The 24,759-nt window shown below is 72.7% G+C and carries 22 protein-coding genes and 3 tRNA genes; 16 read left to right on the top strand and 9 right to left on the bottom strand.

The genetic code is table 11. The annotated features are described in order from the left end of the window. Positions 1 to 20: 20 nt before the first annotated feature. Together I598_RS10090 and purL are read left to right on the top strand one after the other, a co-directional pair. Positions 21 to 596, top strand: a complete 576-nt coding sequence (locus tag I598_RS10090; protein WP_418268493.1) for a MarR family winged helix-turn-helix transcriptional regulator — start codon at positions 21 to 23, stop codon at positions 594 to 596. Between the two features lie 123 nt (positions 597 to 719). Then, positions 720 to 3,059: a phosphoribosylformylglycinamidine synthase subunit PurL gene (gene purL / locus I598_RS10085; RefSeq protein ID WP_068202848.1), complete on the top strand. Its 2,340-nt coding sequence runs from the start codon at positions 720 to 722 to the stop codon at positions 3,057 to 3,059. A 273-nt stretch (positions 3,060 to 3,332) separates the two neighbouring features. Here purL and I598_RS10080 read toward each other — a convergent pair whose 3' ends face one another. Next, on the bottom strand, positions 3,333 to 3,818 hold the full coding sequence (locus tag I598_RS10080) for a Dps family protein (protein WP_068202847.1): 486 nt from the start codon (positions 3,816 to 3,818) through the stop codon (positions 3,333 to 3,335). A 253-nt stretch (positions 3,819 to 4,071) separates the two neighbouring features. Between I598_RS10080 and I598_RS10075 the strand changes: the two genes are divergently transcribed. Next, positions 4,072 to 4,464, top strand: a complete 393-nt coding sequence (locus I598_RS10075; RefSeq protein WP_068205187.1) for a hypothetical protein — start codon at positions 4,072 to 4,074, stop codon at positions 4,462 to 4,464. 478 nt (positions 4,465 to 4,942) lie between these two features. Here I598_RS10075 and I598_RS10070 read toward each other — a convergent pair whose 3' ends face one another. Then, a complete protein-coding gene (locus tag I598_RS10070; protein WP_068202846.1) occupies positions 4,943 to 7,174 on the bottom strand; it encodes an NADP-dependent isocitrate dehydrogenase in 2,232 nt (743 codons plus the stop codon). Between the two features lie 135 nt (positions 7,175 to 7,309). Between I598_RS10070 and I598_RS10065 the strand changes: the two genes are divergently transcribed. The 6 genes from I598_RS10065 (at position 7,310) to I598_RS10040 (ending at position 14,531) form a co-directional block, all read left to right on the top strand. Further along, positions 7,310 to 8,782: an RNB domain-containing ribonuclease gene (locus tag I598_RS10065; protein ID WP_068202845.1), complete on the top strand. Its 1,473-nt coding sequence runs from the start codon at positions 7,310 to 7,312 to the stop codon at positions 8,780 to 8,782. Positions 8,783 to 8,986: 204 nt separating this feature from the next. Continuing rightward, positions 8,987 to 10,717 (top strand): ABC transporter substrate-binding protein, encoded by a 1,731-nt coding sequence (locus tag I598_RS10060; protein ID WP_068202844.1) that lies wholly within the window; start codon positions 8,987 to 8,989, stop codon positions 10,715 to 10,717. A gap of 59 nt (positions 10,718 to 10,776) precedes the next feature. Continuing rightward, positions 10,777 to 11,769, top strand: coding sequence for an ABC transporter permease (locus tag I598_RS10055; protein ID WP_068202843.1), 993 nt, complete (start codon positions 10,777 to 10,779; stop codon positions 11,767 to 11,769). Then, on the top strand, positions 11,762 to 12,805 hold the full coding sequence (locus I598_RS10050; protein ID WP_068202842.1) for an ABC transporter permease: 1,044 nt from the start codon (positions 11,762 to 11,764) through the stop codon (positions 12,803 to 12,805). The genes I598_RS10055 and I598_RS10050 overlap by 8 nt, the downstream gene beginning before the upstream one ends. Further along, positions 12,802 to 13,698 carry an ABC transporter ATP-binding protein gene (locus I598_RS10045; protein WP_083973150.1) on the top strand — a complete coding sequence of 299 codons (897 nt, stop codon included), beginning with the start codon at positions 12,802 to 12,804 and terminating at the stop codon, positions 13,696 to 13,698. Before I598_RS10050 ends, I598_RS10045 begins: the two co-directional genes overlap by 4 nt. Then, on the top strand, positions 13,695 to 14,531 hold the full coding sequence (locus tag I598_RS10040) for an ATP-binding cassette domain-containing protein (protein ID WP_068202841.1): 837 nt from the start codon (positions 13,695 to 13,697) through the stop codon (positions 14,529 to 14,531). Before I598_RS10045 ends, I598_RS10040 begins: the two co-directional genes overlap by 4 nt. A gap of 44 nt (positions 14,532 to 14,575) precedes the next feature. On the opposite strand, the gene I598_RS10035 is transcribed toward I598_RS10040, so the two are convergent. Then, on the bottom strand, positions 14,576 to 15,133 hold the full coding sequence (locus tag I598_RS10035; protein WP_068202840.1) for a DinB family protein: 558 nt from the start codon (positions 15,131 to 15,133) through the stop codon (positions 14,576 to 14,578). A 53-nt stretch (positions 15,134 to 15,186) separates the two neighbouring features. Here I598_RS10035 and I598_RS10030 point away from each other — a divergent pair, with 53 nt between their 5' ends. The 5 genes from I598_RS10030 to purM all read left to right on the top strand — a co-directional run bounded on the left by I598_RS10030 (position 15,187) and on the right by purM (position 21,848). After that, entirely contained in the window at positions 15,187 to 15,558 is a 372-nt protein-coding gene (locus tag I598_RS10030) for a sterol carrier family protein (RefSeq protein WP_068202839.1), read from the top strand. 152 nt (positions 15,559 to 15,710) lie between these two features. Continuing rightward, on the top strand, positions 15,711 to 18,548 hold the full coding sequence (locus tag I598_RS10025) for an ExeM/NucH family extracellular endonuclease (protein WP_083973148.1): 2,838 nt from the start codon (positions 15,711 to 15,713) through the stop codon (positions 18,546 to 18,548). An 83-nt stretch (positions 18,549 to 18,631) separates the two neighbouring features. Beyond that, complete coding sequence (locus I598_RS10020; protein WP_068202838.1) at positions 18,632 to 19,081, top strand: hypothetical protein; 450 nt, start codon at positions 18,632 to 18,634, stop codon at positions 19,079 to 19,081. Between the two features lie 72 nt (positions 19,082 to 19,153). Continuing rightward, positions 19,154 to 20,701: an amidophosphoribosyltransferase gene (gene purF / locus I598_RS10015; RefSeq protein WP_068202837.1), complete on the top strand. Its 1,548-nt coding sequence runs from the start codon at positions 19,154 to 19,156 to the stop codon at positions 20,699 to 20,701. A gap of 43 nt (positions 20,702 to 20,744) precedes the next feature. Beyond that, on the top strand, positions 20,745 to 21,848 hold the full coding sequence (purM, locus tag I598_RS10010; protein WP_068202836.1) for a phosphoribosylformylglycinamidine cyclo-ligase: 1,104 nt from the start codon (positions 20,745 to 20,747) through the stop codon (positions 21,846 to 21,848). A gap of 201 nt (positions 21,849 to 22,049) precedes the next feature. Here the strand turns inward: purM and I598_RS10005 are convergent, their stop codons facing one another. Then, on the bottom strand, positions 22,050 to 22,259 hold the full coding sequence (locus I598_RS10005) for a DUF3073 domain-containing protein (protein WP_068202835.1): 210 nt from the start codon (positions 22,257 to 22,259) through the stop codon (positions 22,050 to 22,052). A gap of 336 nt (positions 22,260 to 22,595) precedes the next feature. Here I598_RS10005 and I598_RS10000 point away from each other — a divergent pair, with 336 nt between their 5' ends. Further along, positions 22,596 to 22,856, top strand: coding sequence for a BldC family transcriptional regulator (locus tag I598_RS10000; RefSeq protein WP_068202834.1), 261 nt, complete (start codon positions 22,596 to 22,598; stop codon positions 22,854 to 22,856). Between the two features lie 116 nt (positions 22,857 to 22,972). On the opposite strand, the gene I598_RS09995 is transcribed toward I598_RS10000, so the two are convergent. The 5 genes from I598_RS09995 to I598_RS09975 all read right to left on the bottom strand — a co-directional run bounded on the left by I598_RS09995 (position 22,973) and on the right by I598_RS09975 (position 24,256). Beyond that, the gene (locus I598_RS09995; RefSeq protein WP_083973146.1) at positions 22,973 to 23,293 is read right to left on the bottom strand and encodes a DUF3618 domain-containing protein; all 321 of its coding nucleotides are present in this window, start codon (positions 23,291 to 23,293) and stop codon (positions 22,973 to 22,975) included. Next, complete coding sequence (locus I598_RS09990; protein ID WP_068202833.1) at positions 23,290 to 23,706, bottom strand: phage holin family protein; 417 nt, start codon at positions 23,704 to 23,706, stop codon at positions 23,290 to 23,292. The genes I598_RS09995 and I598_RS09990 overlap by 4 nt, the downstream gene beginning before the upstream one ends. 130 nt (positions 23,707 to 23,836) lie before the next feature. Further along, positions 23,837 to 23,909 (bottom strand) — tRNA-Phe (locus I598_RS09985). Positions 23,910 to 23,960: 51 nt separating this feature from the next. Next, positions 23,961 to 24,034, bottom strand: a tRNA-Asp gene (locus tag I598_RS09980). Between the two features lie 146 nt (positions 24,035 to 24,180). Then, positions 24,181 to 24,256: transfer RNA gene (locus I598_RS09975), tRNA-Glu, on the bottom strand. 107 nt (positions 24,257 to 24,363) lie between these two features. Between I598_RS09975 and I598_RS09970 the strand changes: the two genes are divergently transcribed. After that, entirely contained in the window at positions 24,364 to 24,708 is a 345-nt protein-coding gene (locus I598_RS09970; protein ID WP_083973587.1) for a metallopeptidase family protein, read from the top strand. Positions 24,709 to 24,759: the final 51 nt, after the last annotated feature.

Genomic DNA, 24,759 nt, shown 5'->3' with positions numbered 1-24,759 from the left:
CACTAGGTATCATGGCCGTCGTGCAGGAACCAGCCGAGGGGACCACCTACTGGTACGGGCCGGCCGACACCGAGACGCGGAGCATCCTGGAGGCGGTGCGCACGTTCCGTCGTGCCGACGAGGCCATGCGGCAACGCGCCGGGCGTGACATGGCCATGAACCTCACCGACCTGCGTGCCCTGCGGCACGTCATCGCCGCCGAGCAGGTCGGCACCTCCGTCACGCCCCGCGACCTCGCCGAGGACCTCGGCATCTCGACCGCGTCCACCACCAAGGTCCTGGACCGGCTCGCCGGGTCCGGGCACCTCCAGCGCCGCCCGCACCCGCGCGACCGCCGCTCCGTCGTCGTGGTGGCCACCGCCGCCGCCCACCGCGAGGTCCGCGAACGCCTCGCCGGCGCCCACGCGCGCATGATCGAGGCCGCCCGCGGGGTGCCCGAGCACTGCCGTCCCGCCGTCCGCGACTTCCTCCTCGCCCTGGCCGCGTCCGTCGAGGAGACCGACGACGACGTCGCGACGACCGTCGTCGAGGACGGCCCCGGGCGGCCGTCCGAGGCGGTCGGGCAGCGCGACGGCGACCCCGCCGCGGGCCGGTAGACTGACCACGCGCCGGCCCGGACCGCCGGGGGCGCGATCCAGGCCCCGGACCGATGCCGGACGCCGTCCGCCCCGAGCGCGGTGGTCACCCGGTCCGGCACCCCGTGCGACCCGAGGGATGAGATGACCGCAGACCGCGCCGAGACCGTGGCCTCCCCCCGTCCGACGCTCGACACCGTCGAGAACGCCGCCGCGAACCCGGACGAGAGCCAGCCGTACGCCGAGCTGGGCCTCAAGCCCGACGAGTACCAGCGGATCCGCGACATCCTCGGGCGCCGCCCGACGGCCGCGGAGCTCGCCATGTACTCCGTCATGTGGTCCGAGCACTGCTCGTACAAGTCCTCCAAGGTGCACCTGCGCAAGTTCGGCGAGCGCGTCACCCCCGAGATGACCGAGCACCTGCTCGTCGGCATCGGCGAGAACGCGGGCGTCGTCGACATCGGCGACGGCTGGGCCGTCACCTTCAAGGTCGAGTCCCACAACCACCCCTCGTACGTCGAGCCCTACCAGGGTGCCGCGACCGGCGTCGGCGGCATCGTCAGGGACATCATCTCCATGGGCGCGCGACCTGTCGCGGTGATGGACCAGCTGCGCTTCGGCGCCGTCGACCACCCCGACACGGCCCGCGTCGTGCACGGCGTCGTGTCCGGCGTCGGCGGTTACGGCAACTCCCTCGGCCTGCCCAACATCGGCGGCGAGCTCGTCTTCGACGGCTCCTACCAGGGCAACCCGCTCGTCAACGCCCTGTGCGTCGGCGTCCTGCGCCACGAGGACATCCACCTCGCCAACGCGTCCGGCACCGGCAACAAGGTCATCCTGTTCGGCGCCCGCACCGGCGGCGACGGCATCGGCGGCGCCTCCATCCTCGCGTCCGAGACGTTCGAGGACGGCGTCCCCGCCAAGCGGCCGTCGGTCCAGGTGGGCGACCCCTTCATGGAGAAGGTGCTCATCGAGTGCTGCCTCGAGCTCTACGCGGCCCAGGTCGTCGAGGGCATCCAGGACCTCGGTGCCGCCGGCATCTCCTGCGCCACCTCCGAGCTCGCGTCGAACGGTGACGGCGGCATGCACGTGTGGCTCGACGACGTGCTGCTGCGCGACCCGTCGCTCAACGCCGGCGAGATCCTCATGTCGGAGTCGCAGGAGCGCATGATGGCGGTCGTCACGCCGGAGAAGCTCGACGAGTTCCTCGCGATCACCGGCCGGTGGGACGTCGAGACGGCCGTCATCGGCGAGGTCAACGGCTCCGGCCGCCTCACCATCGACCACCACGGGCAGCGCATCGTCGACGTCGACCCGAAGACGGTCGCGCACGAGGGCCCCGTCTACGAGCGGCCCTACGCCCGCCCGTCGTGGCAGGACGAGCTCCAGCGTGCGTCGGTCGTCGGGCTCGGTCTGGAGCGGCCCAAGTCCGCCGAGGGCCTGCGCGCCACGGTGCTGACGCTGCTCGCGTCCCCGAACCTCGCCTCCAAGGCGTGGGTGACCGACCAGTACGACCGCTTCGTGCAGGGCAACACCGCGCTCGCGCAGCCCGACGACGGCGGCGTGATCCGCGTCGACGAGGCCACCGGTCGCGGCGTCGCGCTCGCCACCGACGCCAACGGCCGCTACGGAAAGCTCGACCCGCGCACCGGTGCCCAGCTCGCGCTCGCCGAGGCGTACCGCAACGTCGCCACCACCGGCGCCACGCCGCTGGCCGTCACCGACTGCCTCAACTTCGGCTCGCCCGAGCACCCCGACTCCATGTGGCAGCTCGTCGAGGCGATCGAGGGGCTCGCGGACGCCTGCCAGGAGCTCGGCGTGCCCGTCACCGGCGGCAACGTCTCCCTCTACAACGGCACCGGCGAGCTCGGGCAGATCGACTCCGCCATCCACCCGACGCCCGTCGTCGGCGTGCTCGGCGTCCTCGACGACGTCCGCACCGCTACCCCCTCCGGCTGGCGCGCCGAGGGCCTGTCCGTGCTGCTGCTCGGCGCCACCGCCGACGAGCTCGACGGCTCCGCGTGGGCCGACGTCGTGCACTCGCACCTCGGTGGCCTGCCGCCGCGCGTCGACCTCGCCGCCGAGAAGGCGCTCGCGTCCGTGCTCGTCGAGGGGCGCCGCACCGGCACCGTCCTCGCCGCGCACGACCTGTCCGAGGGCGGCCTCGCGCAGACGCTCGTCGAGGCGTCGCTGCGCCACGGCGTCGGCGTCTCCGTCTCCCTCGACCCCGTCGTCGAGCGGGACGGCGTCACCCCGTTCGCCGCGCTGTTCAGCGAGACCACCGCGCGGGTGCTCGTCGCCGTCGACCCGGAGCAGGAGGCCGCGCTGGTCGCCTCCGCCGAGGCCGCCGGCGTCCCCGTCGCCCGCCTCGGTACCACCGGCGGCGACGCCGTCGAGGTCGGCTACGGCACCGACGCCTTCACCCTCACGCTGGACGACGCCCGCGACGCCCACGAGGGCACCCTGCCCCGCCTGTTCGGCTGACACCCGGCAGCACGACGGCCGCCACGGAGTCCGTGGCGGCCGTCGTCGTCCCCGGGTCCGCGTGGATTGCCGCGAGTCAGCGTGGGCGGGCGCGAGTCAGCGCGGACCGTGGCGAGTCAGCGCGGATTGCCGCGAGTCAGCGCGGGCGGGCGCGAGTCAGCGCAGACCGTGCCGAGTCAGCGCGAGGTCCCGGACCTCCCGGCAGGCACGACGACGGGCGGCCGGCGCGCGCACCCGCAGGTGCCGCTCCGACCGCCCGGCCGTCGTGCGGGGTCAGACCTCGGTGTTCTCCGACGTGATCATCCAGGCCTGCTTCTCCAGGTCGGCGATGATCTCGTGCAGGAGGTCGGCGGTGGTCGGGTCCTCGGCGTCGACGTCGTCGTGCACCTCGCGCGCGACCTCGACGGTCTGTGCGATGCGCTCGGTGATCGCGTCGACCGTGCCGCCGACCGAGACCAGACCCGCCGGGTAGGGGGAGAGGTCGGTGGTCGTGGCGACCGTCTCGGTGCGGCCGTCCGGGACGGCCTGCAGTGCGCGCAGGCGCTCGGCGACGGTGTCGCTGTGCTCGCGGGCGACGTCGACCAGCTCGTCGAGCTGGAGGTGCAGGTCGCGGAACCCGCGGCCCGTCACGTTCCAGTGGGCCTGCTTGCCCTGGACGTGGAGGTCCACGAGGGCGACCAGGACGCGCTGGAGGTGGCCGGTCAGCTTCTCCGACGCCTGCGTGCGGTCGGTGCTGCGGTGGATGCTGGGGGTGCTCATCGTGCTCTCGCTCTCTCGGGGATCACCCGGTCGACGGTCACTGGAACGATTCCAGAGTAGGCCGCATTCCCGCCTCCTGCCAGCAAGGACAGGCGACCCTGAGCCTTGTGAGGCACGCCTTGCCGGGGGTCGGGGCGGCCGTGACGGACCACCCGCCGTCCCCTGGTCACTCGCCTGGTGCTCGACCGGCCGCCGCAGCCGACCGTGCGAGGGCGTGACGCAGGTCACTAGAATGAGGGCAGGGGTGCGCACGATGACGTGGCAGCTGGCTTACCTGATCGCCGTCGGAATCTTCGTCGCCGGCCTGGCGGTCGGCTCCTGGCTGCGCTCCGAGCCCCACCGCGCCGCCGTCGCCCGTCGCCGCCTGCGACACGCGCCACCCGACCCGCTCACCACCCTCGCCCTCCAGATCCGCCTGGGCGAGCTCGCCCACGAGCTCCGCACCGTCGCCGACGATCCCGGCGTCTACGCCCGCGCCCACCACTGGCGCGCCGCCCAGGACGCCTACGACGCCCTGCTCCGCGAGGCCTGCCGCGCCGCCGGGCTCGCCGTCGTCGACCAGCCGCTGCGTCCCGACGAGCACGTCGCCGACGAGGAGAGGCTCCGCGAGGAGCTGGAGCTCAGCTCCCGCGGTTGGTCGTGGTGAGTCAGCGCAGGGCCCGCCCAGTCAGCGCGCGACGGGCGCGAGTCAGCGTGAACTTCGTTCAGTCAGCGCAGGTTTCGGACGGCGGAGGGTGCCGCGCGTCGTCGCGTTCACGCGCCCCAGGGGCCGCTCCACTCCGGGATCGACGACGACGCGCGGCACCCTCCGCCGCCCTTCGTCGTCGCGTCGGGTTTGTGGTGTCGACGACGACGGAGTCGGTCGCGCGTGGCCGAGCGCTGATTGAACGAAGTTCACGCTGACTCGCGCCGTCGCGCGCTGACTCGCGCCGTCGCGCGCTGACTCGGGCCCGGTTGCGCTGACTCGCGCCCGGCTGCGCTGACTGGCGGGCGGTTGAGCTGACTCGCGCCCACGTGCCGTGACGCGGCGGGGACGACGGCGGGGCCGGCCCGAAGATCGGACCGGCCCCGCGGGTGGTGCGTCGCCCGCACCCGACGCGTCGACGTCGGGTGCGGGCGGGGTGTCAGAGTGCGTCGATCGCGGCGTTGAGCGTCGCGGACGGGCGCATCACGGCGGCAGCGAGCGCCGCGTCGGGGCGGTAGTAGCCGCCGACGTCGGCCGGGTCGCCCTGGACGGAGAGGAGCTCGTCGACGATGGTGGCCTCGGCGCCGGCCAGCTTCTCGGCGAGCGGCGCGAACGCCGCGGCCAGCGTGGCGTCCTCCGTCTGCTGCGCGAGCTCCTGGGCCCAGTAGAGCGCCAGGTAGAAGTGCGAGCCGCGGTTGTCGATGCCGCCGATGCGACGGGTGGGCGACCGGTCCTCGTTGAGGAAGGTCTCCGTGGCGCGGTCGAGGGTGTCGGCGAGGACCTTCGCCCCGGCGTTGCCCTCGACGCGGGCGAGGTGCTCGAACGAGGCCGCCAGCGCGAAGAACTCGCCGAGCGAGTCCCAGCGCAGGTAGTTCTCCGCGAGGAGCTGCTGGACGTGCTTCGGGGCGGAGCCGCCGGCACCCGTCTCGAACAGGCCGCCGCCGTTCATCAGCGGGACGATGGACAGCATCTTCGCCGACGTGCCGACCTCGAGGATCGGGAACAGGTCGGTGTTGTAGTCGCGCAGCACGTTGCCGGTGACGGAGATGGTGTCGAGGCCCTCGCGGATGCGGTCCAGCGAGTAGCGGGTGGCCTCGGCCGGGTTCATGACGAGGATCTCGAGGCCCTCGGTGTCGTGCTCCGGGAGGTACTGCTCGAGCTTGAGCAGGAGCTGCGCGTCGTGGGCGCGGTCGGCGTCCAGCCAGAACACGGCCGGGGTGCCGGACTCGCGGGCGCGGCGGACGGCGAGGCCGACCCAGTCGCGGATCGGGGCGTCCTTGGTCTGGCAGGCGCGCCACACGTCACCGGCGGCGACGTCGTGGGAGATCAGCACCTCGCCCGCCGCGTTCACGACCTCGACGGTGCCGTCGGTCGGGATCTCGAACGTCTTGTCGTGCGAGCCGTACTCCTCGGCCTTCCTCGCCATGAGGCCGACGTTCGGCACGGAGCCCATGGTGGCGGGGTCGAGGGCGCCCTTGGCCTTGCAGTCGTCGATGACGGCCTGGTAGACGCCGGCGTAGGACGAGTCGGGGATGACAGCCAGGGTGTCGTGCTCGGCGCCGTCGGGACCCCACATGTGCCCGCCGATGCGGATCATGGCGGGCATGGAGGCGTCGATGATGACGTCGGAGGGGACGTGCAGGTTGGTGATGCCCTTGTCCGAGTCGACCATGGCCAGCGCGGGACCGTCGGCGAGGCCCTGCTCGATGGCGGCGCGGATCTCGGCGCCGTTGTCGAGCGCGTCCAGGCCGGCGAGGATGCCGCCGAGGCCGTCGCGCGCGGACAGGCCGGCTGCCTCGAGGTCGGCGCCGTAGCGCTCGAACACCTGGGGCAGGAAGGTCTCGACGACGTGGCCGAAGACGATCGGGTCGGAGACCTTCATCATCGTGGCCTTGAGGTGGGCGGAGAACAGGACGCCCTCGGCGCGGGCGCGCTCCACCTGCTCGGCGAGGAAGGTGCGCAGCGCGGCGACCGACATGAAGGTGGCGTCGACGACCTCGCCGGCCTCGACCTGCAGGCCGTCCTTGAGCACGGTGGTGCCGTCGGCGGTGCGCAGCCGGATCGTCAGGGTGTCGGCGGCGGGGACCGTCACGGACTTCTCGTTGGCGAAGAAGTCGTGCTCGCCCATCGTGGCGACGGCGGTCTTGGAGTCCGCCGACCAGGCGCCCATGCGGTGCGGGTGCGCCTTGGCGTAGTTCTTCACGGCGCCGGGGGCGCGGCGGTCGGAGTTGCCCTCGCGCAGCACCGGGTTGACGGCGGAGCCCTTGACCTTGTCGTACTTGGCGCGTGCCTCGCGCTCGGCGTCGGTCGACGGGTTCTCGGGGTAGTCGGGGATGGCGAAGCCCTGCGACTGCAGCTCGGCGACGGCGGCCTTGAGCTGCGGCACCGACGCCGAGATGTTCGGCAGCTTGATGATGTTGGCCTCGGGCGTGGTGGCCATCCGGCCGAGCTCGGCGAGGGCGTCGTCGACGCGCTGCTCGGCGGTGAGCGACTCGGGGAACTGGGCCAGGATGCGCCCGGCCAGCGAGATGTCCCGCGTGTCGACGTCGACTCCGGCCTGCGCCGCGTATGCCTGGACGATCGGGAGGAACGAGAAGGTCGCCAGCAGCGGCGCCTCGTCGGTGAACGTGTAGATGATCTTGCCGGCAGCGGCCTGGGGCTCGGTGGTCATACGGGAGTGCTCCTGAGGACGGCGTGAGGGGACGACCAGATTGCTTGACATCAAGATACTTTGCCGCGTGCTGCCGTGTCGAAACCTGCTCACGCTCCCCGCGCGCTCGCGGAGCCGCGCAACTACGGTCGTGGCGTGCCCTCCCGACACCTGCGACTCGCCCCGACGGCACCCGACGACGTCGCCGACGCGCTGGCGTCGCTGCGCGCCGAGGTCGGGCTCCCGGCGATGTACCCGGCCGATGCGCGCGCGGAGGCGGAACGCGCGGCCCGCGGTGATCTCAAGGACTTCCGGCAGGACCGCCGCGACGTCGAGTTCGTGACGATCGACCCGCCGGGGTCGAAGGACCTGGACCAGGCGGTGCACGTCGCGACGTCGGGCCACGGCTACGTCGTGCGGTACGCGATCGCCGACGTCGCCGCGTTCGTGTCGCCGGGCGGCGCCCTCGACACGGAGGTGCACCGGCGCGGGGTGACGTTCTACGGGCCGGACACGCGCTCCCCGTTGCACCCGGTGGTGCTGTCGGAAGGGGCGGCGAGCCTGCTGCCGGGCGAGGACCGCCCGGCGATCCTGTGGACGATCGCGCTGGACACCTACGGCGAGATCTCGAGCGCGGTGGTGACGCGCGCCGTCGTGCGCTCGCGGGCGCGGCTGACGTACGGCGAGGCGCAGACGGCGCTGGACTCGGGCACGGCGCCGGAGCCGCTGGTGCACCTCGCCGACGTGGGCCGGCTGCGCCAGGCCCGGGAGCGGGACCGGGGCGGGGTGTCGCTGCCGGTGCCGGAGCAGGAGATCGTCCGACGGGCCGACGGCTCGTTCGGCCTGGAGCTGCGGCGCACCCTGCCGGTGGAGGAGTGGAACGCCCAGATCTCCCTGCTGACCGGGATCGCGGCCGCGGGGATGATGCGCGAGGGCGGGGTGGGGGTGCTGCGGACGCTGCCGCCGGCGGGCGCAGGGGACGTCGCGCGGCTGCACCGGTGCGCCGACGCGCTCGGGATCGACTGGCCGGACGACGTGCCGTACGCCGACCTGCTGCCGCGCATCGAGTCGCGCCGGGCGTCGCACGCGGCCTTCCTCGCGGAGGCGACGACCCTGTTCCGGGGCGCGGACTACGTGGCCTTCGGCGTGCGGGGGCCGGGAGGCGGGCCGCGGACGACGCCGCCCGACGACGCCCGGCACGCGGCGGTGGGCGCGCCGTACGCGCACGTGACGGCGCCGTTGCGCCGCCTGGTGGACCGGTACGGGCTGGAGGTCTGCCTGGCGCTGTCGGCGGGTCGTGACGTGCCCGAGTGGGTGCTGGAGGCGTTGCCGGGGCTGCCGGCGACGATGCGGTCGGCGGCCGGGCGGGCGTCGGCGTTCGAGCGGGCGTGCGTGGACATCGTCGAGGCGGCGCTCCTGGCGCACCGCGTGGGCCGGGCGTTCGACGCGGTCGTCGTGGAGGCGGGGGAGCCGCGCGACGACGGGCTGCGGCGCGGCGAGGTGCTGCTGCGGGAGCCGGCGGTGCGGGCGCGCGTGGAGGGTGCGGAGCTGCCGCTGGGCGAGCGGGTGCGGGTGACCCTGGCGGAGGCGTCGGTGCCCGAGCGGCGGGTGCGCTTCACCCTGCCCTGACCCGGCGCCGCGTGCCGGGGTGACCGTCCGCGTCGTCGTGTGACGCAGAACACGGTTTGATAACACTCCTGCTTTATATCGATGCAGGGGGTAGCGGTGTCGCAGATTTGTTTGTTAACTCTCCTTTCAACCGAGCGGTACCCACTCCCGGCGCGACGACGCGCCGTCCAGCCGGCGCGCTGCAGCGCCACAGGAAGGAACACCATGCACGGACGTACCCGGCGTCAGCGCCTGCTGGTCGCCACCGCGCTCGCCGCGAGCGTGACCCTCCTCGCGGGCGCCTGCTCCGGCGGCACCGACGAGGCCCCGGAGACCGAGACCAGCGAGACGGCGGCCGGCGCGAGCACCGACCGCGTCCTCAACATCTGGGCGGGCTCGCAGACCCCGATCACGGCGAACTTCAACCCGTACGCGGTCGGCGTCCTGCACCTCGCCAACGGCGGCATCTACGAGACCCTGTTCTCCTACAACAAGGTCGCCGACACCGCGCCGGAGCCCATGCTGGGCACCGCGTTCGAGTGGAACGAGGACGGCACCGAGCTCACCGTCACGCTCCGCGAGGGCGTGACGTGGAACGACGGCGAGGCCTTCACCGCCGACGACGTCGTCTACTCCCTCACCAACGAGACCGCCAAGCCGGTGTACCTCACCGACGCCGTGGCCTCCGACGACACGACCGTCGTCATCAGCTTCGACGAGCCGCAGTACGCCAACGAGTTCGCGATCCTCGGCTCCACCTACATCGTGCCGCAGCACGTGTTCAGCCAGAACGAGGACGCCGAGGACTCCGAGGCGGGCCTCACCGGCCTGGTCGCGTGGACGAACGCCGAGAGCCCGGTCGGTACCGGCCCGTACCTCGTCGAGAGCACCTCCGACGCCTCCTACACCGCCGTCGCGAACCCCGACTACTGGGGCGGCGAGCCCGCCGTGAAGAACCTGCGGTACCTGGGCATCGACGCCAACCAGTCCGCGGAGGACCTGCTGGCCACCGGCCAGATCGACTGGGCCACGATGTTCGTGCCCGAGCCGGAGCGTCTCGAGTCCGCGGGCCTGGGCTACATCAACACCCCGGTCGACCCGACCGTCCTGTACACCTGCTCGAACGTGGACCTCGGCTGCGAAGGCGCGCAGACCGACGTCGCCGTCCGCCAGGCGCTGTCCGCCGCCATCGACCGCGGCGCGATCAACGAGAAGGCGTTCGTGGGGCTCGCCAAGGAGATCTCCCCGACCTTCGCGCTGCTCGGCCGTGACGACAAGTGGATCGCGGACGGCATGCCAGCCGCCATCGAGCAGTCCGCCGACGCCGCGGGCGCCGGCGAGATCCTCGAGGCCGCGGGCTACACCCAGGGCGCGGACGGCTTCTACGGCAAGGACGGCAAGGCCATCGAGCTGACCCTCACCTCGGTGGACGGCTGGACCGACTACAACAACGCCGCGAAGCTCATCGAGGAGCAGGCCGCCGAGGCCGGCATCAAGGTCGTCGCGACGACGATCTCCTGGAACGAGTTCGCCGACTCCCGGACCGCCGGCGAGTTCGAGCTCATCATGGGCGGCGTCGTCGGGACGTCCATCGCCGACCCGTACCAGATCTACCGCGACTGGTTCTCCACCGACTACACGACGCCGGTGGGCACCGCCCTCGAGCCGGGCGACTGGAACTTCGCCCGCTACTCCGACACCGAGGTCGACGACGCGGTGAAGGCCGCCGCCGCCACCAACGACGAGGCCGCCAAGGCCGCGGCGTACGCCACGGTGCAGGAGAACATCGTCGAGGACCTGCCGTACATCCCGCTGCTGGTCAACGCGTCGCAGACGTTCTTCAACCAGACCGACTACACGGGCTTCCCGACCGAGGAGGACCTCTACGTCTTCCCGCCGGCCTGGCAGGGCCCGTCCTCCGGCGTCATCCTCGGCAACCTCGCCGGCGCCGAGTGACGCCCTGATCGACCACTGCTGAGGAGGAGTCGGATGCCTGCGACGAAGGACGGCACGCCATGAGGTTCTACGCACGACGGATCGGGTTCTACGCGGTGACGCTGTGGATCGCCGTGTCCCTGAACTTCCTGCTGCCGCGCCTGCTGCCCGGAGACCCCTACACGATCCTGCTGGCGAAGCTCCAGCGGAGCGGTGAAGTGTCACCGGCCGTCCAGAACAGCCTCCGGCTCCTCCTCGGCGCGTCCGAGGACACGAGCCTGTGGGAGCAGTACGTCACCTACCTGGGGAACCTGCTGCGCGGGGACCTCGGGGTGTCGGTGACGCAGTTCCCCACCCCGGTGACCGAGCTCATCGGGAACGCCCTGCCGTGGACCATCGGCCTGGTGGGGACCGCGACCGTCATCTCGTTCGTCCTCGGCGTCACGCTCGGCGCCTGGGCCGGCTGGCGGCGCGGCACCTGGGTGGACTCGATCATCCCGTCCACCACGATGCTGCAGTCGCTGCCCTACTTCTGGGTCGCCCTGCTGTTCATCTTCGTCTTCTCCGTGACGCTGCAGTGGTTCCCCATCATCGGCGCCTACGACGTCTTCACCTTCAACGGACCGGAGCTGAGCTGGGCGTTCGTCGGCTCGGTGCTCTACCACGCGATCCTGCCGGCCGTCACGATCGTCATCTCGTCCGTGGGCGGCTGGCTGCTCGGGATGCGCAACATGATGGTGGCGACCCTCTCGGAGGACTACATCGTCACCGCGGAGGCCAAGGGCCTGTCCCGCCGCCGCGTCTACACCACCTACGCCGTGCGCAACGCCGTCATCCCGTCCGTGAACGGGTTCGGCGTCACGCTGGCCTTCGTCGTCGCCGGATCGATCGTCACCGAGCAGGTCTTCAGCTACCCCGGACTGGGCAAGCTGATGATCGACGCCGTGCAGAACAACGACTACGCGCTCATGCAGGGCGTCTTCCTCATGATCACGCTCGCCGTGCTCGCCGCGCTGTTCGTCATGGACCTCGTGCACGGCCTCATCGACCCGAGGGCACGCCACAGTGACTGACACGACCGCTCCCGCCCCGTCCCGTCCCGCGACGCGCCGCAGCGTCCGCGACCGCCTCCGCGGCCGCGGCAAGCTCGTCGTCGGCCTGGTGATCGTCGCCGCGATCGTGCTGTTCGCGATCGTCGGGCCGATGCTCACCCAGGACCCGCGCGACTCCGACAACCCCGCGATGCTGCCCCCGCAGCCCGGCCACTGGCTCGGCACGACGAGCCTCGGCTACGACGTCCTCGCCCAGCTCGCCGAGGGCTCCCGCGGCTCCCTGCTGGTCGGGGTCGTCGCCGGTCTCCTCGCGATCGTGCTGTCGCTGATCTTCGGCGTCGTCGCCGGGTACAGCCGCGGCTGGACCGACGAGGGCCTGTCCCTCGTCACGAACGTCATGCTGGTCATCCCCGGTCTGCCGCTGATGATCGTCGTGTCGAGCTACCTGTCGGTGCGCAGCCTGCTGGTGGTGGCCCTCATCCTCGGGGCGACGGCCTGGCCGGGCGCGGCGGTGGTGCTGCGGCTCCAGTCGAGGTCGCTGCGCAACCGCGACTACGTGTCGGCCGCGCGCGTCGCGGGGGAGAAGACCCCCCGCATCCTCATGGTCGAGATCCTGCCGAACCTGCTGCCGCTGCTCACCGCGCAGTTCCTCTTCGCGGTGGTGCTGGCGATCCTCGGCGAGGCGGGCCTGTCGTACCTGGGGCTCGGCCCGAACGGCTCGATCACGTGGGGCACGATGCTCAACGAGGCGCAGGGCGGCGGCGCGCTGACCCGCGGCGCCTGGTGGTGGTTCGTGCCGCCGGGCCTGATGATCGCGCTGCTCGGCTGCGCGCTGAGCCTCGTCAACTTCTCGATCGACGAGATCGTCAACCCCAAGCTCCGGTCGGTCCCCGCCGCGGCGCGCAGCGTCCGCCGGGCCCGGGCCGCCGGCAAGGACATCACCGCACTGGACGAGGCCGACGAGCGCGCCGCCGACACCGGCCCGGCCGGACCGGACGGTGCCGACGCCGAGGCCTCCGTCGACCCCGACAGCGAGAAGGAGAGGGTGCAGGCATGAGCGCGCCCACGACGACGACCGGGCCGCTGAGCTCGGCCGCGCACGCCCGGCACGTCGCCGGCCTGACGCCGGTGCTGACCGCCCGCGACGTGTCCATCGAGTACGAGGTGTCCCCGCCGGTCCGCGCGGTCCAGGACGTCTCCCTCACGCTGCACCGGGGTGAGATCCTCGGTCTCGCGGGGGAGTCGGGCTGCGGGAAGTCGACGCTCGCGTACGGGCTGAACCGGCTCCTCAAGCCGCCGGCGATCTTGCGGTCGGGCGAGGTGACGTTCCACGACGCGGACGGCACCGACCTCGACGTGGTGTCCCTCGACGGCGACGCCCTGCGTGCCTTCCGCTGGGACAAGGTGTCGATGGTCTTCCAGGGCGCGATGAACTCGCTCAACCCGGTGATCAGCGTGTATGCGCAGCTCGAGGACGTGCTGCTCACGCACCGCCCGAACTTGACGAAGCCGGAGCGGCGCGAGCGCTGCGCGGAGCTGTTGCGGCTGGTCGGCGTCGACCCGTCCCGGCTCGACGCCTACGCCCACGAGCTGTCGGGCGGCATGCGCCAGCGCGTCATGATCGCGATGGCGATGGCGCTGGAACCGCAGGTCATGATCATGGACGAGCCGACGACGGCCCTCGACGTGGTGGTGCAGCGCGGGATCCTGCGCGAGCTCATGCTGCTGCGCGAGAAGTTCGGGTTCGCCGTCGTGTTCATCACGCACGACCTGCCCCTGCTGCTCGAGATCTCCGACCGGATCGCCGTGATGCGGGCCGGGCGGATCGTGGAGCTCGACACGGCCGAGCAGATCTACGCGGCCGCCCAGCACGAGTACACGCAGAAGCTGTTGGGCTCGTTCCCGAGCCTCCTCGGCGACTTCTCCTACGACGACGGAGCGACCGCATGAGCACGCTCGAGGTGCGCCACCTGGTCAAGGACTTCAAGGTCCGCGGCGGCGGGCTGCGGCGCGGCACCCTGCGCGCCGTCAACGACGTCTCGTTCACCCTGGAGGCGGGCCGCACGGTCGCGGTCGTCGGGGAGTCCGGGTCGGGCAAGTCGACGGTGGCGCGCATGATCGCCCAGCTCGAGACGCCCACGTCGGGGGAGATCCTGCTCGACGGCACACGGATCGGGCGGCGGGGCCGCGCGCTGGACCGCTACCGCCACGACGTGCAGATGGTGTTCCAGGACCCGTTCGCGTCGCTCAATCCCTACCACCCGGTACGCCACCACCTGGAGCGCCCGCTGAAGATCCACGGCGTCGCGAAGGGCAAGGACGTCGAGCCCGCGGTCCACGCGCTGCTGGAGCGCGTCAACCTCACACCGCCCGAGGTGTTCGCCGCGAAGCGGCCGCACGAGATGTCGGGCGGGCAGCGGCAGCGCATCGCGATCGCGCGGGCGCTGGCGCCCGGCGCGCGGTTCCTCGTCGCGGACGAGCCGGTGTCGATGCTGGACGTGTCGATCCGTCTCGGGGTGCTGGGCCTGCTGGCCCGCCTCCAGCGGGAGCAGGACCTCGGCGTCCTCTACATCACCCACGACCTCGCGACGGCCCGGCACTTCAGCGACGAGATCGTCGTCATGTACCGCGGCGACGTCGTCGAGCAGGGGCCGAGCGACCAGGTGATCCTCGACCCCCAGCACGACTACACCAAGACGCTGCTCGCCGCCGCCCCGGAACCGTCACGGCACGGCCGGCTCCGGGACGAGGTGCGGGCAGAGCTCGCGGCGCAGGCCGGCTGAGCGTCGTCGGTGCCCGGCAGGGTCGTGCCGGGCACCGACGTGTGTCATCGCCTCCGGGCCCGGTAGAGGTCGCGCAGCAGGCAGATCTCCGCACCGTGCGCCATCGCCTCCCGGTTGAGGTGGGCGACCAGCGCGGCCAGGGAGTCCTGTGCGTACGGCCCGCCGGCCGGGCCGAGCGGAGCGAGCAGTGCGTCGTCGTCGAGACCCGCCAGGCCGTCCCGCCACGCCCCGTAGCCCTCCTCCAGCAGGGCGAGCCCACCCGCCGCGGTGAGCGGCAGCGGCTCCGGCCAGTGCCGGACGTCGAACATGTCCGCGCCGGGCACCGGCGTCGGCCCGAAGAACGCCCGCGCCCGGATCCCCCACACGTCGCGGCCGACGTGGGCCGTGCGCCACGCGATGGTCGTCACGGGCGGCACGGCGGGCTCCGGGTGCTCGGACTCGATCCGCACGACGCCGTCGTCGCCCGTGCGCAGGCTCCATGCCGGCTCGGCGGGCTCCCACAGGTACTCGTCGTCGGTGAGGCCCTGCAGCCGCGGCCACAGGTGCGCCTCCCAGTAGAAGCCGATCTGGTCGGCCAGCAGGTCACGCACCGTCGTCGTCATGGCTCCAGCATGTGCCGTGCCACCGACAGCGCACCGACCCGTAACCTGCTGCCATGCCTGCACGACGACGGACCGACCCGGTGGCGGGGCGCGCGGCGCTGGCCGCCTGGCTCGACGGCGACACCTCCCGCCCCACCACGACCACCGCCGTCCGGTTCACCCTGGAGGAGCTGGCCGCCGTCGCACCCGGCAACGCGGTCGAGGTGCGGGTGCCCCCGGCCGGGGCGGTGCAGGCCGTCGCCGGCCCGCGGCACACCCGCGGCACGCCGCCGAACGTCGTCGAGACGGACCCCGCGACGTGGCTCGACCTCGCGTCGGGTCGGTCGACCTGGGCCGACGCCGTGACCGCGGGCCGCGTGCACGCCTCGGGGGAGCGGGCCGACCTGGCCGACCTGCTCCCGCTGCAGGCGGCCCGCCGCCGCTGACCGTGTCACCGCGCAGGGACGCGCCGCCTCCGCTAGCGTCGCGGCTGCGGCCCTCGTTCGGTAGCACGCCCGTGACCTGCGGTTCAACAGGGGTTCACACCGTCCTGCTTGGGTGGGGCCGACACCGTCGACCCTGATCGAGGAGGACCAGCGTGACCATCACGTCACCATCCCCGCGCCGCCGGCCGGCCGCGTACACCGCGGCCCTGGCGGCGTTGCTCGTCCCGACGGCGGTGCTCGCCGTCCCGGCCACCGCCGTCCCGTCCGTGGACGCCGCCGTGCTCGTCGACGAGGTCTACGGCGGTGGCGGCAACAACGGCGGCGCGTTCGACCGCGACTTCGTCGAGCTCCACAACCCCACCGACGAGCCCGTGTCGCTCGACGGCTGGTCGGTGCAGTACGGGTCCGCGACCGGGTCGACGTGGTCGGGGCAGACGAACCTGACGGGCGAGATCCCCGCCGGCGGCTCGTTCCTCGTCGCGCAGGCGTCCGGTGCGAACACCGACCTGCCGGACCTGCCCACGCCCGACGTCGAGGGCACCATCGCGATGTCGGGGTCGGGGGCGAAGGTGGCGCTCGTGTCGAGCACCACGCGCCTGACCTGCCTGGGCGCGGCCTGCGCCACGGCGGAGGACGTCGTCGACCTCGTCGGCTGGGGCTCCACCACCAACACCTTCCTCGGGACGGCCCCGGCCCCCGGGACGGCCAACGGCACCTCGGTGTCGCGCACGGACCACGGGCACACCCTGGACAACGCCGCCGACTTCGTCGCCGGCGCCCCGACGCCGGCGAACAGCGGTGACGGCGGGCCCGAGCCCACCCCCACCCCGACGGAGCCCACCCCCACCCCGACGCCCGGCACGGTGGTCCCGATCGCCGACGTCCAGGGCACGGGCGCGGTCGCCGCCCTCGACGGGCAGACCGTCACGACGCGCGGCGTCGTCACGGCCGCCTACCCGACCGGTGGGTTCGACGGGATCTACCTCCAGACCGCCGGCACCGGCGGCGACCCCGCCGCCGACGCCACCCCCGGTGCGTCGGACGCGATCTTCGTCTACTCCGCGGCGCTCGCCGCGCAGGTGCAGGTGGGCGACCACCTCGAGGTGACCGGCACCGTCGGCGAGTACTTCGAGCTGTCGCAGGTCCGGGCGTCCTCCTGGAGCGTGCTCACCGAACCCGCCGCCGCGGTGAAGCCCACGACGACCGCCTGGCCGGCCTCGGCCGCCGAGCGGGAGGCGCTGGAGGGCATGCTCATCGCCCCGCAGGGCGAGTTCGTCGTCACCGACAACTACGACACGAACCTGTACGGCACCGTCGGCCTCGCGGCGGGCGGCTCGCCGCTGGTGCAGCCGACCTCGGTCGGCCGCCCCGGCTCGGACGAGGCCGCCGCCCAGGCGGCCGACAACGCGGCCCGCGGCGTCCTGCTCGACGACGGGTCCACGTGGAACTACACCTCCGCGTCGCGCTCCGGCACGCCGCTGCCGTGGCTGAACGGCACCGACCCGGTGCGCGTCGGCGCGTCCGTGACGTTCACCGCGCCCGTCGTCCTCGACTACCGGTACTCCGCGTGGGGCTTCCAGCCGACGCAGCAGCTCACCGGGGCCAACGCCGACGTCGCGCAGCCCGCGACGTTCGAGGACACCCGCACCGACGCTCCGGAGGCCGTGGGCGGCGACCTGAAGGTCGCGACGTTCAACGTCCTCAACTACTTCACCACCACCGGCGACCAGCTCGCCGGCTGCCAGTACTACACGGACCGGGACGGTGACCCGATCTCCGTGCGCACCGGGTGCGACGCCCGTGGCGCGGCCGACGCCGAGAACCTGGAGCGTCAGGAGACGAAGATCGTCGCCGCGATCTCGGCGCTCGGCGCCGACGTCGTCGCGCTGGAGGAGATCGAGAACTCCGCCGCGTTCGACAAGCCGCGCGACCAGGCGCTCTCCGACCTCGTCGACGCGCTCGACGAGGTCGACGGGGCGGGCACCTGGGCGTACGTCCCGTCGCCCGCCGAGGTCCCGGCGTCCGAGGACGTCATCCGCAACGCCTTCGTCTACCGCACCGCCGCCGCCGAGACCGTCGGGGAGTCGCAGATCCTGCTCGGCTCCGAGGCGTTCGGCAACGCCCGCCAGCCGCTGGCCCAGGTGTTCCAGCCGGTCGGGGGCACCACCGGCACCGACGACGACCTCCTCGTGGTGACCAACCACTTCAAGTCGAAGGGTTCGGCCGGCCCGTGGCCGGGCGACGCCGACGCCGGTGACGGCCAGGGGTCGTCCAACGAGTCCCGCGTGCGCCAGGCGACCGACCTGGTCGCGTTCGCCGACGAGGTCGCGGCCGGGGCTGGCACCGACAAGGTGCTGCTCGTGGGCGACTTCAACGCCTACGAGCAGGAGGACCCGATCGTCGTCCTCACCGACGCCGGGTACACCGACCTCGGGCCGACGACGGGGGAGTGGACGTACTCGTTCGACGGCCAGGTCGGCTCCCTCGACCACGTGCTCGCCTCCCCGGCGGCGCTCGCCGCCGTGACCGGCACCGACATCTGGAACATCAACGCCGTCGAGCCCGTCGCGAACGAGTACAGCCGGTACGACTACAACGTCACCAACCTCTACGACACGTCGCCGTTCCGGTCGTCCGACCACGACCCGCTGCTCGTCGGCCTCGACCTGCTGGCCGACGCCCCGACGGCGCCGGTGTGGGAAGCGGGCACCGTCTACACCGCGGGCGACGTGGTGAGCCTCGACGGGCGGACGTTCGAGGCGCTGTGGTGGACCCGCGGCGAGACCCCCGGAGCGAGCCCGTGGGGCGCCTGGTCGGAGCTCGGCGCCGAGGTGGTGACGCCGTCGGGCACGGCCCGCACCTGGACGCCGTCCACGGTGTACACCGGCGGTGAGACCGTGGTGCACGACGGCGACACCTACCGCGCCCGCTGGTGGACCCGCAACCAGGTGCCCGGCGACCGCTGGGGCCCCTGGGAGCAGGTCGCCTGACCGTCCCGCACGACCGGCCTCGGGCCGCGGTCCCGCCCAGGACCGCGGCCCGAGCCGTGCCCGGACGGCGTTAGGCTCGACGGGTGAGCAGCACCCGTCCCGAGCCCCGCACCCCCGCCGACGGCCCCGCCGGCGGTGTCCCGGACGCCCCGGACACCCCGGACGCCGTCCCCGCGACGACGGTCGGCCCGGCCGAGCCCGGCCCGGCCCGGTCCGGTGCAGCCGCCACGGCTCGGCCCGCCGGCGACCAGGTGCAGGACGACGCCCAGGACGACGTGGTGCTCGTGGACCCCGCGCGGGTGCGCCGCGCCCCGCGCTACCGGGCGTTCTTCACCCTCGGTGCCGTCGTCGGCGTGATCGTGGGCGTCGTGCTCGGGGTCTGGTTCACGGGCATCGGCACCGAGCAAGGGTCCGGCCTGCTCAAGCCGGGCGTCTACGTCTCGGTCGTCGTGCTGGGCTCCGTCACGTTCTTCGTCCTGCTCGCCGGCGCGCTCGCGGTCCTCGCCGACCGTCGCAGCCTGCGACGACGCTGACCCGGCGACCGCGGCGGAACCGTCGCCGGGACGGCCTGCGGTGGCTCGGGGAGCCTGTGGGATACTTGCTCCATGCCCTTGCGCCCTGACGGCCGCCTGAACCACGACCTCATGCCCGGCGAGAAGGGACCGCAGGACGCCTGCGGTGTCTTCGGTGTCTGGGCCCCCGGTGAAGAGGTCGCCAAGCTCGCCTACTTCGGCCTCTACGCCCTGCAGCACCGGGGCCAGGAGTCCGCGGGGATCGCCACCAGCAACGGTGAGCAGATCCTTGTCTACAAGGACATGGGTCTCGTGTCCCAGGTCTTCGACGAGACCGCCCTGAACGCCCTGACCGGCCACATCGCCGTCGGGCACTGCCGCTACTCCACCACCGGTGGGGTCACGTGGGAGAACGCCCAGCCGACGCTCGGCGCCACCGCCGCCGGCACCGTCGCGCTCGGCCACAACGGCAACCTGACCAACACCGCCGAGCTGGTGAACCTCGTGGCGGAGCGTCACGGCGCGCAGCGCCGCGGTGAGCTCGCCCGCGGCAACACCACCGACACGGCGCTCGTCACCGCGCTGCTGGCGGGCGACGCCGACCACACGCTCGAGCAGACCGCCCTCGAGGTGCTGCCGCGACTGCGCGGCGCCTTCTCGCTGGTCTTCATGGACGAGCGCACCCTCTACGCCGCCCGCGACCCGCAGGGCGTGCGCCCGCTGGTCCTGGGCCGGACCCAGCGCGGCTGGGTCGTCGCGTCCGAGACGCCCGCCCTCGACATCGTCGGTGCGTCGTACGTGCGCGAGGTGGAGCCCGGCGAGCTCATCTGCATCGACGAGGACGGTCTGCGCTCCACGCGCTTCGCCCCCGTGGAGCGGGCCGGCTGCGTCTTCGAGTACGTCTACCTGGCCCGCCCCGACACCACCATCAAGGGTCGCCCGGTGCACGCCGCACGCGTCGAGATGGGCCGGGTGCTCGCCCGCGAGCACCCCGTCGACGCCGACCTCGTCATGCCGGTCCCCGAGTCGGGCACGCCCGCGGCGACCGGCTACGCCGCCGAGTCCGGCATCCCGTTCGGCCAGGGCCTCATGAAGAACGCCTACGTCGGGCGCACCTTCATCCAGCCGTCGGACACGCTGCGCCAGCTCGGCATCCGCCTCAAGCTCAACCCGCTGCGCGAGGTCATCCGGGGCAAGCGGCTCGTCGTCGTCGACGACTCCATCGTGCGCGGCAACACGCAGCGCGCCCTGATCCGCATGCTGCGCGAGGCCGGCGCCGCCGAGGTGCACGTCCGCATCTCGTCGCCGCCGGTGGAGTGGCCGTGCTTCTACGGCATCGACTTCGCCTCCCGCGCCGAGCTCATCGCGAACGGCCTGACGGTGGAGGAGATCGGCCAGTCGCTCGGCGCCGACTCCCTCGGCTACATCTCCACCGAGGGCATGATCGCCGCGACCGAGCAGCCCGCGTCCCAGCTGTGCGCGGCCTGCTTCACCGGGAAGTACCCGATCGAGCTGCCGGAGGCCGACAAGCTCGGCAAGCACCTGCTGGAGCAGGCGCAGCTCCCGCTCGGCGCACCCGAGGACGGGCTGTCCCAGCTCGCCGTCGGCGTCGGCGGCAGCACCGCGCTCGACCACCCCTGACCTGCCCTCGACCGGCGAACCGCACCACCAGGAGCCTGACCCCGTGACCGAACCCCTGACCTACGCCGCCGCCGGAGTCGACACCGAGGCGGGCGACAAGGCCGTCGAGCTGATGAAGGACGCCGTGCGCCGCACGCACGGCCCGGCCGTCCTCGGTGGCGTCGGCGGGTTCGCCGGCCTGTACGACCTGTCGGCGTTCCATCGGTACCGCAAGCCGCTGCTGGCGACGTCCACCGACGGCGTCGGGACGAAGGTCGCCATCGCCCAGGCGCTCGACAAGCACGACACGATCGGCTTCGACCTCGTCGGCATGGTCGTGGACGACATCGTCGTGGTCGGCGCCGAGCCGCTGTTCATGACCGACTACATCGCCACCGGCAAGGTCGTGCCGGAGCGGGTCGCAGACATCGTGCGGGGCATCGCCCAGGCCTGCGAGGTCGCCGGCACCGCGCTCGTCGGCGGCGAGACGGCGGAGCACCCGGGTCTCCTCGCGCCGGACGAGTACGACGTCGCCGGTGCCGCCACGGGGATCGTCGAGGCGGACGCCGTGCTCGGGCCGGAGCGGGTCCGTGCCGGGGACGTGCTCGTCGCGATGGCGTCCAGCGGCCTGCACTCCAACGGCTACTCGCTCGTGCGGGCCGTCGTGAAGCACGCCGGCTGGGAGCTCGACCGGCACGTCGAGGAGTTCGGCCGCACCCTCGGCGAGGAGCTGCTGGAGCCGACGCGGGTCTACGCGTCCGACTGCCTCGCGCTCGCCCGGGACGAGGCCGCCCAGGTGCACGCCTTCACGCACGTCACCGGCGGCGGGCTCGCCGCCAACCTCGCCCGGGTGCTGCCCGCGGGGACGGTCGCCACCGTCGACCGGTCCTCCTGGGAGGTCCCGGCGGTGTTCCGCACCGTGCGCGAGCTCGGGTCGGTGCCGCGCGGCGACCTGGAGAACACCCTCAACCTGGGCGTCGGGATGGTCGCGGTGGTCGGGGCCGACGGCGCCGACGCGGCACTGGCGCGGCTTGCGGCCCTCGGCGTGGACGCCTGGACCCTCGGCACCGTCGCCGACCTCGACCCCACCGCCCCCGCCACCGACCTGGTCGCCGGCACCAAGGGTGTGCACGGCGGTGCGGTGCGGCTGGTGGGCGACTACCGCTGACCGGATCCTGACGCGGCGGTGCCGCCCGGCGTCCGTGCCGGGCGGCACCGTGCGTCGTCCACCGCATCGGCCGGGCGCGCACGACGCGACGGGGCCGGAGGCCACCGCCGGGCCCGCCACGCACGACAGGGTCGGGCGGCGTGCGCCGCCCGACCCTGTCGGTGTGTGGTCGGAGACCTGGCCTGGAACGGAGGGCCGCCGTCAGCGGCGGTCGTCGTCCCAGGCGGTGTAGCTGGAGTTGTCGTACTCGGACTCCCCGCCAGAACTCGTCCAGCGATCCTCGGTGGCAACGTCGGTCTGCGGACTACCTTGGAGCTCCTGCTCCAGCGCGTGGTAGTTCGTCTCGGGGCTGTAGTACTTCAGCGCGCGAGCGACCTTGGTGTGCTTAGCCTTCTGACGGCCGCGGCCCATGGCTCCGACCCCCTCAACGTAGGAGCGGGGCGGCAACGTCTCAGACGTGCGGCCCCGAGAGAAGATTTCGTCTGTTCAGGCTCTAACGGTACATGCTCCGGGAGCATTCCCTCCACTCGGTGGGCGTCGCGGCGCGTGTTCTCCGTCATGTCGACCCCGTTCGGGAGCCGATCGACGCCGCGGCGGTGATCTTCGCCACGCCTGCTCGAAGGGGCCGAGGCCGGCCGTACACGGTTCAAGTCGCCTCAATCCCACTTTCTGCACACAATGGCATGACACGGCCGTCGAGCTCACGGACGCCGTCCGGACCGGTCGCGTGCCAGGAGGTGGCAGGGGATGAGTTTCCACGGGGACTCCGAGGTGCTGTTGACACCCGCGGAGGTCGCGAGCCTCTTCCGTGTCGACCCGAAGACCGTCACGCGGTGGGCCAAGGCGGGCAAGCTCTCGTCCATCCGGACGCTCGGCGGTCATCGGCGCTACAAGGAGTCGGAGGTCCGGGCGCTGCTCGGCGCCGCCTCCGAGGCGGCCGAGGCCGAGGCGGCGGCGAACGCCGCGGCGGCGGATCCGGACAGCAGCGCCGGCGGCCCCGGCCGCTAGTCGTTCCGCGTCCGCGACAGCACTTCGGCGACAGCGCGCGGACGCGAAACGAGCATCGACCCGGGCGAGGGCGGCGGGTCGATGCTCGTGCGACGTCTCGACGATCGCGTGTCACCTCAGCGGCGCACGACCTTGATGACGAGGACGGCGACCGTGACGACTCCCGCCGCTGCCACCCCCAGCAGGATCTTGGCGTTGCGCGCGCGGCGCTCGTGGGCGGGCAGCCCGTCCCCGGACAGGAGGCCGCCGACGTCCTCCGCCGCCTGGCGCGTGTTCCGGGCGAGCTGGGAGGCCTGATAGGACGGCGAGACCCGGGTCGTGAGGGCGTCGATCGCGTCGGCGAGCTCGCGCCGGGCGTGCTCCACCTCCGACCGGAGCTCGGCCGGGGTCGGCGGCGGACCGGTCAGGTCGTCCGGCGGGGGAGTCGTCCGGCTCACCTCGAGATCCCCTCCTTGAAGCTCGCGACGTCGTCCTTCACACGGTCGATGGTCTCCGGCCGTCGGGCCGCCTGCTTGAGGAGCTTGACGCCGACGAAGACCAGCAGCCCCGCCAGCAGCAGCATGGCCACGCCGACGACGAGGGCGGACAGCCACAGCGGCCAGACCTCGTCGAGCCCGATGATGCCGGACCAGATCAGCACCCCGACCGCGTACAGGACGATGACGAGCGCGGCGGCGAAGAGCCCGACACCGATGCCCGACCGCTTCGCCTTGTCGGCGAGCTCGGCCTTGGCGAGCGCGATCTCGGCGCGTACCAGGCGGGTGGCCTGTTCCGAGACCTGCTCGACCAGCCGGCCCATGCTGGGCGGTTGATCGGCGGGCGGGGGCCGCCCGTCGTCCCAGTCCGTCATCGGCTGCTCCGATCCTCGTGGTGGACGTGTGCACCCCACTCAACCGTGACCAGCCGAGACAGGCAATTCCTACGGCTGCGTCGACGACGAAGGCCGCAACCCCGTGGGGGCTGCGGCCTTCGTGCTGAGGTGGCTCCGACCGGCGTCGATCCGGTGACCTTTCGATTTTCAGTCGAACGCTCTACCAACTGAGCTACAGAGCCTCGGACACGAAAGCCCGGGCGCCGTTTCCGACGTTCCGGGCGCTTCATGCGCGACCCTGACGGGACTTGAACCCGCGACCTCCGCCGTGACAGGGCGGCGCGCTAACCAACTGCGCTACAGGGCCATGGCCGGCGATTCCTCGCCTGCCTGGCGGCTCGTTTCCGAACCGAGAAGAAGCGTACCCCATGCTCGGCCTGAACCTGAAATCGGCTCCTGACCAGGGATGACACCCCAGATCGTGGGCTTCGAGGTGCTGACTCGACGCTCACGTGGTACCCCCAACGGGATTCGAACCCGTGCTACCGCCGTGAAAGGGCGGGGTCCTAGGCCGCTAGACGATGGGGGCTAGCCGGGACAGCATACCGGTCGGGCCGGGTCCGGGGCCTGCGCGCGGTACGGGGCGCGGCGTGCGGTACGGGGCGCGGCGTGCGGGAGGATGGCGTCGTGGTGGAGATGACGCGCGAGGAGTTCGAGGCAGCCGTGGCCGAAGGCCTCGACCAGGTGCCGCCGGAGCTGACCCGGCTCATGGACAACGTCGTGGTGCTCGTCGAGGACGACGCCCCGCCGCACGACCCCGAGCTGCTCGGCCTCTACGAGGGGGTGCCGCTCACCGAGCGGGGCGAGGTCTGGGCGGCGGGCTCGCTGCCCGACCGCATCACCGTCTACCGCCACCCCACGCTCGCGATCTGCGACACCCCCGAGGACGTGGCCGAAGAGGTCGCGATCACCGTCGTGCACGAGATCGCCCACCACTTCGGCATCGACGACGACCGCCTGCACGAGCTCGGCTGGGACTGACCGGGGCCCGGACGCACGACGACGCGTCCCGCGGGTGCGGGACGCGTCGTC

Origin of the sequence: Isoptericola dokdonensis DS-3, assembly GCF_001636295.1 — a bacterium.
GTDB lineage: Bacteria > Actinomycetota > Actinomycetes > Actinomycetales > Cellulomonadaceae > Isoptericola > Isoptericola dokdonensis.
This window is presented reverse-complemented; position numbering and strand designations above follow the sequence as displayed.

Coding starts and splice junctions, on each gene's coding strand:
- purL (WP_068202848.1), top strand. CDS start 720: ATGACCGCAGACCGCGCCGAGACCGTGGCCTCCCCCCGTCCGACGCTC.
- I598_RS10080 (WP_068202847.1), bottom strand. CDS start 3,818: ATGAGCACCCCCAGCATCCACCGCAGCACCGACCGCACGCAGGCGTCG.
- I598_RS10075 (WP_068205187.1), top strand. CDS start 4,072: ATGACGTGGCAGCTGGCTTACCTGATCGCCGTCGGAATCTTCGTCGCC.
- I598_RS10070 (WP_068202846.1), bottom strand. CDS start 7,174: ATGACCACCGAGCCCCAGGCCGCTGCCGGCAAGATCATCTACACGTTC.
- I598_RS10060 (WP_068202844.1), top strand. CDS start 8,987: ATGCACGGACGTACCCGGCGTCAGCGCCTGCTGGTCGCCACCGCGCTC.
- I598_RS10055 (WP_068202843.1), top strand. CDS start 10,777: ATGAGGTTCTACGCACGACGGATCGGGTTCTACGCGGTGACGCTGTGG.
- I598_RS10045 (WP_083973150.1), top strand. CDS start 12,802: ATGAGCGCGCCCACGACGACGACCGGGCCGCTGAGCTCGGCCGCGCAC.
- I598_RS10040 (WP_068202841.1), top strand. CDS start 13,695: ATGAGCACGCTCGAGGTGCGCCACCTGGTCAAGGACTTCAAGGTCCGC.
- I598_RS10035 (WP_068202840.1), bottom strand. CDS start 15,133: ATGACGACGACGGTGCGTGACCTGCTGGCCGACCAGATCGGCTTCTAC.
- I598_RS10030 (WP_068202839.1), top strand. CDS start 15,187: ATGCCTGCACGACGACGGACCGACCCGGTGGCGGGGCGCGCGGCGCTG.
- purF (WP_068202837.1), top strand. CDS start 19,154: ATGCCCTTGCGCCCTGACGGCCGCCTGAACCACGACCTCATGCCCGGC.
- I598_RS10005 (WP_068202835.1), bottom strand. CDS start 22,259: ATGGGCCGCGGCCGTCAGAAGGCTAAGCACACCAAGGTCGCTCGCGCG.
- I598_RS10000 (WP_068202834.1), top strand. CDS start 22,596: ATGAGTTTCCACGGGGACTCCGAGGTGCTGTTGACACCCGCGGAGGTC.
- I598_RS09990 (WP_068202833.1), bottom strand. CDS start 23,706: ATGACGGACTGGGACGACGGGCGGCCCCCGCCCGCCGATCAACCGCCC.
- I598_RS09970 (WP_083973587.1), top strand. CDS start 24,364: ATGACGCGCGAGGAGTTCGAGGCAGCCGTGGCCGAAGGCCTCGACCAG.